The 7939-nt window shown below is 73.9% G+C and carries 8 protein-coding genes and 1 pseudogene; 4 read left to right on the top strand and 5 right to left on the bottom strand.

Annotated features, from left to right (window positions below; translation table 11 throughout):
- Nucleotides 1-207 precede the first annotated feature (207 nt).
- Nucleotides 208-858, top strand: a complete 651-nt coding sequence (locus RIF68_RS19300) for a hypothetical protein (RefSeq protein ID WP_309052526.1) — start codon at nucleotides 208-210, stop codon at nucleotides 856-858.
- Between the two features lie 89 nt (nucleotides 859-947).
- On the opposite strand, the gene RIF68_RS19295 is transcribed toward RIF68_RS19300, so the two are convergent.
- From RIF68_RS19295 to RIF68_RS19275, 5 genes and pseudogenes are all read right to left on the bottom strand, one after another.
- Nucleotides 948-1472, bottom strand: a complete 525-nt coding sequence (locus tag RIF68_RS19295) for a GNAT family N-acetyltransferase (RefSeq protein WP_309052525.1) — start codon at nucleotides 1470-1472, stop codon at nucleotides 948-950.
- Between the two features lie 153 nt (nucleotides 1473-1625).
- Entirely contained in the window at nucleotides 1626-2132 is a 507-nt protein-coding gene (locus RIF68_RS19290) for a GNAT family N-acetyltransferase (protein ID WP_309052524.1), read from the bottom strand.
- A gap of 109 nt (nucleotides 2133-2241) precedes the next feature.
- Entirely contained in the window at nucleotides 2242-3141 is a 900-nt protein-coding gene (locus tag RIF68_RS19285) for a PhzF family phenazine biosynthesis isomerase (RefSeq protein WP_309052523.1), read from the bottom strand.
- A 113-nt stretch (nucleotides 3142-3254) separates the two neighbouring features.
- Nucleotides 3255-4748, bottom strand: a pseudogene (locus RIF68_RS19280) (leucyl aminopeptidase); the annotation flags it as partial.
- Nucleotides 4745-5767, bottom strand: coding sequence for a DMT family transporter (locus tag RIF68_RS19275; RefSeq protein ID WP_309052522.1), 1023 nt, complete (start codon nucleotides 5765-5767; stop codon nucleotides 4745-4747). The pseudogene RIF68_RS19280 and the gene RIF68_RS19275, both read right to left, overlap by 4 nt.
- Nucleotides 5768-5858: 91 nt before the next feature.
- On the opposite strand from RIF68_RS19275, the gene RIF68_RS19270 reads away from it, so the two are divergent.
- From RIF68_RS19270 to RIF68_RS19260, 3 genes are all read left to right on the top strand, one after another.
- Nucleotides 5859-6749, top strand: a complete 891-nt coding sequence (locus RIF68_RS19270; protein WP_309052521.1) for a LysR family transcriptional regulator — start codon at nucleotides 5859-5861, stop codon at nucleotides 6747-6749.
- 164 nt (nucleotides 6750-6913) lie between these two features.
- The gene (locus tag RIF68_RS19265) at nucleotides 6914-7453 is read left to right on the top strand and encodes a VOC family protein (protein ID WP_309052520.1); all 540 of its coding nucleotides are present in this window, start codon (nucleotides 6914-6916) and stop codon (nucleotides 7451-7453) included.
- Nucleotides 7446-7939: MerR family transcriptional regulator (locus RIF68_RS19260; protein WP_309052519.1), on the top strand; the 494-nt coding region annotated here is incomplete at its 3' end. The genes RIF68_RS19265 and RIF68_RS19260, both read left to right, overlap by 8 nt.

Raw genomic sequence — 7939 nt, 5'->3', positions numbered from 1 at the left:
GCCGGTGCCGCTCGCCGTACGGCGGTGGTGAGGGGTTCACCGTTCCTCGGCGCGCCCGGCGCCCGGCGGTCGGGGCCGGTCCGTGAAGGCGGAGGCACCCCTCTCCGCCCGACCGCGCACGGGGGGGCCTCCGGCCACGGCGCCCCGGGCCGGGGGTGGTGTCCGGTGTCCCGGGCTCTGTCGGTGGTGCGTGGGACGATCTGCCGTATGAGTGAACACAAGGACTGGGCAGCCCTGCCCTCCCCCGGCCTTGTGGCCGCGGGGCTGGCCTTCCAGGCGGCGTTCTCCGCGGTGATGGACGTGCCTCCCCGGTACGCGCCGGAGCCGGAACGGGCCGTGTACGGCGACGGTGGCGGGAGCTCTTTCGTGCTCGCCCTGGACGGAACCGCCCCCGTGCTGGTGACGCGCGATCGCGACGAGTTCGACGTGCAGCTGAGCTTCGAGGAGATCCGCGCCGCGCTGGGGCCGATGGAGTTCTTCGAACCCTTCAACGGTGAGCCGGACCGGTACTTCAGCGGGGCGGCTCGCTGGGACGGAGCCTCGTGGGCGCCCGCGATCGGCGTCCCGGGGCGGGTGGTCGCCCACCTCGTCGACGACGAGCATCTCCTCGCGGAGGCGGACATCGCCCTGGGCGAGGTGGCCGAAGGAGAGAGCGACCGGGAGGCGTTGGTCGCCCTCCTGACCGCGGTGCGCGCGGGTGCCTGGGACCGGGAGACGGTCGGGGCCGCGGTGCGCCTCGTACCCTACGAGGAGGACGACGTTCTCGAAGCCGGGCCCGACCCTGACGCGGCTCTCGATGTACTGGACCGCTACAGCCCCCTCCTCTCCAGAGCCATGGCGGCGCATCCGGAACGCTGACGAGCGTCCGCCCCCGGGGCTGCCTGTGCCGTCTTCACCAGGGGGTGCGAACGCAGGGCGGAGCCGGCCGGGCGGAGGCGCGGGTCGGCCTACGCAGGCTCGGTCCGTAGGGCCTTTTCGAGGAGGGTGAACGACTTGGGCGTGCCGCCGGGCTGCGGTTTGCCCTCCTTGCGGCCGACGATCCGGTAGCCGGCGTCGACGTAGTACGCCGTCAGCCGTGCGTTGCCGGCCAGGCAGTCGAGACGGACCGCCGAGCGGCCGGCCCCGGCCACGCGGCGTTCCGCGGCGTCGAGGAGCCGGCGTCCCGTCCCGGGCGGGACGCTTCCGTGGTCCACCATCAGCCGGTGCACGTAGCCCGCCGTGGGCGGTTGTGGTCCCCAGGCGTCCTCGTCCTCCCACCAGAGCTCCCAGGCGCCGACCACACGGTCGCGGGCCTCCGCCAGCCACACCTCCCCGCGCTGCGTGATCCGGCGGAAGTGGTCCTCGTCGAGTTCGCCGGGCCGCCACTGTCCCGTGATCCCGTGGGAGAGCATCCAGCGGGCCGCGTCGTCGCGCAGCCGTACGAGGGCGGCGAGATCGGCGTCTTCGGCGGGACGGAGGCGTAGATCGTTCACGCCGGGATCTTCGCACGGGCGTCACTCGGACGCGCGGGCGAACGGTTCGGCGGCATGCGCGACGCACCGGGACGGCACCGGAGGAACGCAGCCGCGCGGTACCGAAGTTCACGGCCCGAATCCTCAAGGTGCACCGAGGGTCACTGCCCGCCGTCACGGCAACGGCCGGGCCAGCCAAACCACTTCACCGGCCTCCTCCTCCGTGGTCACGCGGTCCTGCTCGAACCCGAGCTTCGCCAGGACACGGAGGGACGGGGTGTTCCACGTGGCGACGGTCGCCCAGAGCCGCTTCCGGCCGGTCGCGGCAGCGGCGCCGAGTACGGCGCGGGCCGCCTCGGTGGCGTACCCCTGGCCGTGCGCGCGGCGGAAGAGCTCGTACGCGATCTCGGGCTCCTCCAGGGTGGAGCGGCCGGTGATCAGCCCGCAGTAGCCGATGAAGTCGCCTTCCTCACGGCGCTGGACGGGCAGCAGGGCGATCCCCGTGGTGCGGGTGGTGGCGAGGAGTTCTCCGATGGCGGTACGGATCCGCTCGACCGGTGGCCTCTCCTTGCCGCGCTCGGCGAGGAGGGCGGAGAACTCCTCGGCGTCCGACGCGGCCCAGGGCCTGAGGATCAGTCGCTCGGTCTCCAGGTGGAACGGCATCGTCTCGTAGGTCGTCATGTCCCCCACCCTGCCCCACCCACCCCGCTCCCCCCTCTGCCCGCGCTGCCGCGGTCGTTCGGGCCCGAGCGGTGCCCGGGTCGGGCCCGAGGGCACTCACGAGGCCGCATCAGATCGGCAGTTCCGTTCGGAACACCGTCGTCGCGGTGCCGCTGATCGACACGTCCGGTTCACCGGCGGCGGTGGTGCCGACGTCGACCCGGACGTCCCCGGGGCGGCCCATGGCGGCTCCCTGCCGTCCGGTGAAGGAAAGACGGCCGTCCGGCGCGGGCACGACGCGGTGCCGGAGCAGGTACGCGCCGAGGGGTCCGTGGCCGTTGCCCGTCACGGGGTCCTCCTGGATGCCGATCGCCGGGGCGAACATCCGGGACCAGGTGAGCAGGCGCGCGTCGCCGGTGGCCCGGGTGAAGACGAAGAAGCCGTTGGTGTCGAGGGCGCGGCTGAGGGCCGTGAGGGCGGCTGGGTCCGGCCGGAGGGCGTCCACGGCGGTGCGGTCGCGCAGTCCGACCAGGACCTTGGCGTGGCCCGTGGAGACGATCTGGGCCGGGCCGTCGCCGGCGAGGTCCCCGGGTGCGGCGCCCAGGGCGCGCAGGAGCCGTCCGACCTGGGGTCCGTCCAGTTCGGGTCCGAACGCGGCCGTTCCCTGGTGCATGTGGATCCGTACGCGGTCGCCGTCGCGGTCCACACGGATCCGCTGCCGCAGACCCGAACCCGTCTTCTGCACCAGCGAACCTGAGGGCAGGCCGTACTCGACGGTGCGGGCGAAGTGGGCGGCGACGGTGGCGTGTCCGCAGGTGGGCACCTCGGTCGTGGGGGTGAAGAACCGTACGCGCACGTCGTGGTCGGGGCCGTCGGCGCGCAGGACGAAGGCGGTCTCCGAGTTGTTGAGTTCCCGGGCGACGGCGAGCATCTGCGCGTCGGTGAGACGGTCGGCCGTGAGGACGACGCCGGCCGGGTTGCCGCCGAAGGGAGCGGAGGTGAAGGCGTCGACCTGGTAGAGGATGCTCACCGGTCCTCCGTTCCGCGGGCGGGGTGGGCGTCCCCGAGTGGCGGGACGGGGTGGACGCCGGCCGCCCCGCCCGTTCCGGTGGCGGGGACGGCGGTCGCGGGCGGTCCGGGGCGCTCCCCGGTCGCCGCGCCGGCGGCGAGCCGGACGAGGGTGCGGACGGCGCAGCCGGTGCCGCCGCTGGGCGTGTGGCCGTGCGGGCCGCCCTCGTTGAAGGCGGGTCCGGCGATGTCCAGGTGGGCCCAGGGGGTGCCGGCCGGGACGAACTCCCGCAGGAAGAGCCCGGCGACCAGTCCGCCGCCCATCCGCGCGCCGTAGTTGGCGATGTCCGCCACCCGTGAGTCGAGACTGCCGCGCAGTTCCTCCGGCAGCGGCATCGGCCAGGCGCGCTCGCCCGCGTCCCGGGCGGCGGCCAGCACCCGGTCGCGGAAGGTGTCGTCGTCGCCCATCACCGCGAAGACGTGGTCGCCGAGGCCGAATCGGATGGCGGCGGTGAGCGTGGCGACGTCCACGATCGCGTCGGGCCGTTCCTCGGCAGCCCGCACGAGGGCGTCGGCGAGGACGAGACGGCCCTCGGCGTCGGTGTTGAGCACCTCGACGGTCCGGCCCCCGTACATCCGCAGGACGTCGCCGGGACGCAGGGCGGAACCGGAGGGCATGTTCTCGGCCAGTGCGAGCCAGCCGGTGACGTTGACGGCCAGATCGAGCCGGGCCGCGGCCAGGACCGCGGCGAGGACGGCGGCCGCCCCGGACATGTCGCGCTTCATGATCTCGTTGGCGCCGACGGGCTTCAGTGAGATGCCGCCCGAGTCGTAGGTGATGCCCTTGCCGACGAAGGCGAGCGTGGTCGTGGCGCGGGGGTGCGTGTGGGCGATCCGTACCAGTCGCGGGGGTCGTGCGGAACCCTGGCCGACGCCGAGGATGCCTCCGTGGCCGCCGGCGGCGAGCGCGTGCTCGTCGAGCACCTGGACGGCCACGTCATGTTCCTGTCCCGCGGCGACCACCGCGGCGGCGAAGCTCTCGGGGTACAGGTCGTTGGCCGGGGTGTTGACGAGGTCGCGGGCCCGGTTCACCTCCTGCGCCAGGACGCGGGCACGCCGTACGGCGGCTTCCGCGTCCGTACGGAGGTCGTCGTCCACGAGCACGCTCACCTCGCGGACCGGTGGTGTCGGGTGGGTGGTGACGTAGGCGGTGAAGGTGTAGGACCCGAGCAGGGCGCCGAGGGCGACCGCCTCCACGGCCTCGGCGGTCCCGGTCGGCAGGGCGAGGGCGATCCGGCCGGCGCCGGCCAGGGTGCGCGCGGCCTCTCCGGCCGCGCGGCGCAGTGCCTCGGCGTCATAGCCTTCGCGGTCGGCGGGGGCGGGCCCGAGGCCGACGGCGAGGACGAGGGGGCCGGTGGTTCCTGCGGGGCCGGGCAGACGGAGCGTCTCGCCGGGGGCGCCGGTCGCCCCGAAGGCGGTGAGGAGAGTGGGCAGTTCACCGTCGAACGCCGCGTCCGTCGCGGCTCCCGGTGCCGGTACGGGCCCGTTCGGGGTCCGGGCCACACCGATCACGAGCCAGTCGGCGGCCACGGACGCGGCGGGGGTGGTGGTCACGGTCAGGGTGGTCACGGTCGTACGTCTCGTTCCTGGGGTGCGGAGCCGGGCTTCGGGTGGCCGGCTTTCGGATGGAGTGGCTTCGGGTGGCCGGCTTTCGGGTGGTCGGCTTTCGGGTGGCGGGTGGCGGTCGCGGCGGGGTCCGGTACCGGGGCTCGTGGTGACCGGCGGCTCAGGGCCACCCCGGCGAGGACGACGACCATGCCGAGGGCGATCCGCAGGCCGAAGTCCTCGTGGAGCACGACGACTCCCAGCCCGACGGAGACCACCGGGAGCAGATGGCCGACGGTCGCCGTGCTGGTGGCGCCCTCGGCGGCGATGTTCCGGTAGGTGAGGTGGAAGGTGACTCCGGTGGCGACGACCCCCAGGACGACGACGGCGATCAGCTGCCCCGGGGTGATGTCGACGGGGGCCAGGCCTCCGGCCGCCAGGGTGGGGGCGGTGAGGACGGTCGCCGCGAGGAGTTGCGCCGCGGACAGGGAGATCGTCGGGATGCCCCTGCCGACCAGGCGTCCCATGATCAGGAAGCCGACGGCGTAGCTGCATGCCGCGCCCACGACGGCGAGAGCGCCCCAGCCGCCCGCTCCGGTCGCCTGCCAGGGGGCCGAGATCAGGACGACTCCGGCGAAGCCCAGCAGGAGTCCGGCCACGCGGGACGGTCGCAGACCGCGCTCGGATCCGGTGGCCGCACCGATCAGCAGGGACCACAGGGGGGTGGTCGCGTTGAGGACGCCGGCGATGCCGGAGTCGATGCTCTGCTGGCCGAAGCTGAACAGGGCGAACGGCAGGGCGTTGCAGAAGAGGGCGGCCAGGACGACGCGGCCCCAGAGCGGTCGGCCGCGGGGCAGCCGCCGGCCGGACCCCAGGCAGACGGCCAGCAGGGTCACCGACCCGAGAAGGCACCGCGCGAACGTCACCTGTACCGGGGTCAGCGCCCGCAGGGCCACCTCGATCCAGAGGAAGGTCGATCCCCAGAGGAGGGCGAGCAGGGCGATCCGCGCGCCCGCCCGCGTCCTGTGTATGACACCGTCCACCGTCGTCTCCTTGATCAGCTGCCTTGAACGGTGCCGCACTCCTTTCGGAAGGACAAGAAAAAGGTTCTACGCGCTTGTTAAGTTGCACTACATGATTGACGTGAGACGCATGCAGGTGCTGCGCGCCGTGATCACCAGCGGTTCCGTGACGGCTGCGGCCACCCACCTCGGCTACACCCCGTCCGCCGTCAGCCAGCAGATCTCCGCCTTGGAGCGGGAGACCGGGACCTCCCTGCTGGAACGGGTCGGCCGGGGCGTGCGGCCGACGGAGGCCGGGCTGCTGCTCACGCGGTACGCGGCGGTCATCGGCGAGCAGCTCGCCGAGGCGGAGACGGCGCTGGCGGATCTGCGTGCCGGGCGCGAGGGCCGGTTGACCCTGCGTTACTTCGCCTCCGTCGGTCCGACCCTCCTGGCGCCCGCCCTCGCCCGCGTACGCCGTGAGCATCCGGGGGTGGCGATCGATCCCCGCCTGGCCGATCCGGACGACGCCCTGGCGGAGGTGATCCAAGGGGACGCCGACCTGGCCGTCGTCGTCCGGCCGCCGGCCGACGCGCGGCAGGGCATCCGTGTCGTCCACCTGCTCGACGACGCGTACCGGGCCGTTCTGCCCACCGGGCACCGGCTGGCCTCGAAGCGGGTGGTCGACCTGGCCGATCTGGCCGGTGAACCGTGGGTCGGCAGCGAACCCCCCGGCCCGTGCCTCGCTCCCCTCGTCGACGCCTGCGCCGCGGCGGGCTTCAGCCCGGACTTCGCGGCCACCTCGGAGGACTACGCGACCGCCCAGGGGTTCGTCGCCGCAGGACTCGGCGTCAGTCTCATCCCGGGCCTCGGTCTGAGCGCCCGTCACCCCGGCGTCGTCGTCCGCCGGGTCCGTCACCCCGAGCCGGTCAGGACGATCCACGCCGTCGTCCGGAGCGGTTCCCTGGAGCAGCCCGTGCTGCGCACCCTGCTCGACGCCCTGCGGGACTCGGGGCGGGGCTGACGGGCGGTGCTCCGGCGGGTGCGCCGCCCGTCCACCACGCTCTACGCGGGCTCTTCGGGGAGCCGGCCCGATCCCCTGCCGCGGGGCCCGTCCTGCCGTGCGCTTCCGTGGATGCCCGATCCCGGCTTGACCCTCACGCCGCGTGAGGCCGGAGGGTGGGCCCCATGAGCGATTACTACAACGCCTTCGAGATGAGTCCCGTGCCCGCGCCCGGCCCGGACGCGGTGGCGCCCGAGCCGTTCCGCGGCATCTACGGGATGCCCGCCTTCGTCACGATCCCCACGGAGGACCTGGCGGCGTCGGTGGACTTCTGGGTGCGCGGGCTGGGGTTCTTCGAGCTGTTCGGCATTCCGGGCACGCTCGTGCACCTGCGCCGGTGGGCCTTCCAGGACGTACTCCTCCTGTCGGCGACGGGCGTTCCGGACCGGGCGCCGGCCATGAGCGTCAGCTTCGCCTGCGTACTCGACCAGATCGACCCCCTGGTCGCGGCCTGCCGCGCGGTGCGCCCCGACGCGGTCGACGGGCCACGGGACACCCCGTGGAACACCCGCGACGTGGAGGTGATCACGCCCGAGAACGCGCGGATCGTCTTCACCGCGGCGAAACCCTTCGATCCGGCCGGTCAGGAGGCACGGAACCTTGCAGCCATCGGGATCACTGCGCCGCCGGGGGCCGACCGCGGTGACAATGAGGAGCGTGAATGATGCGACGGACTCCGGCGGCCTGACGGTCGGCCAGGTCTCGGCACGTCTGGGCGTGACGGTGCGGGCGCTGCACCACTGGGACGAGATCGGCCTGGCGCGGCCGTCGCTGCGGACGGCCGCCGGCTACCGGCTCTACACCGCCGGTGACCTGGAGCGTCTGCACCGTGTCGTCGTCTATCGGGAGCTGGGGCTCGGCCTGGAGCGGATCGGGGCCCTCCTGGACCCGGCGACCACCGATGTGGCGGGCGCGTTGCGCGCGCAGCGCGCGCATGTCGCCGCCCGGATCGACCGTCTGCGGCGGCTGGGCGCGGGGCTGGACCGGATGATCGCGGCCCAGGAGCGCGGCCTGCTGCTGACCATCGAGCAGCAGGCCGCGATCTTCGGTCCCGGATGGGACCCGGACCGGCCGGCCGAGGCCCGCCGGCGGTACGGCGGCACCACGCAGTGGCAGCAGTACGCCGAAGGGGCGGCCTCGCGCGGGCCGGA

The organism is Streptomyces sp., from assembly GCF_031178505.1.
GTDB lineage: Bacteria > Actinomycetota > Actinomycetes > Streptomycetales > Streptomycetaceae > Streptomyces > Streptomyces gulbargensis.
Note: the sequence above shows the minus strand (reverse complement) of the source record. Positions and strands in the feature narration are given on the sequence as shown.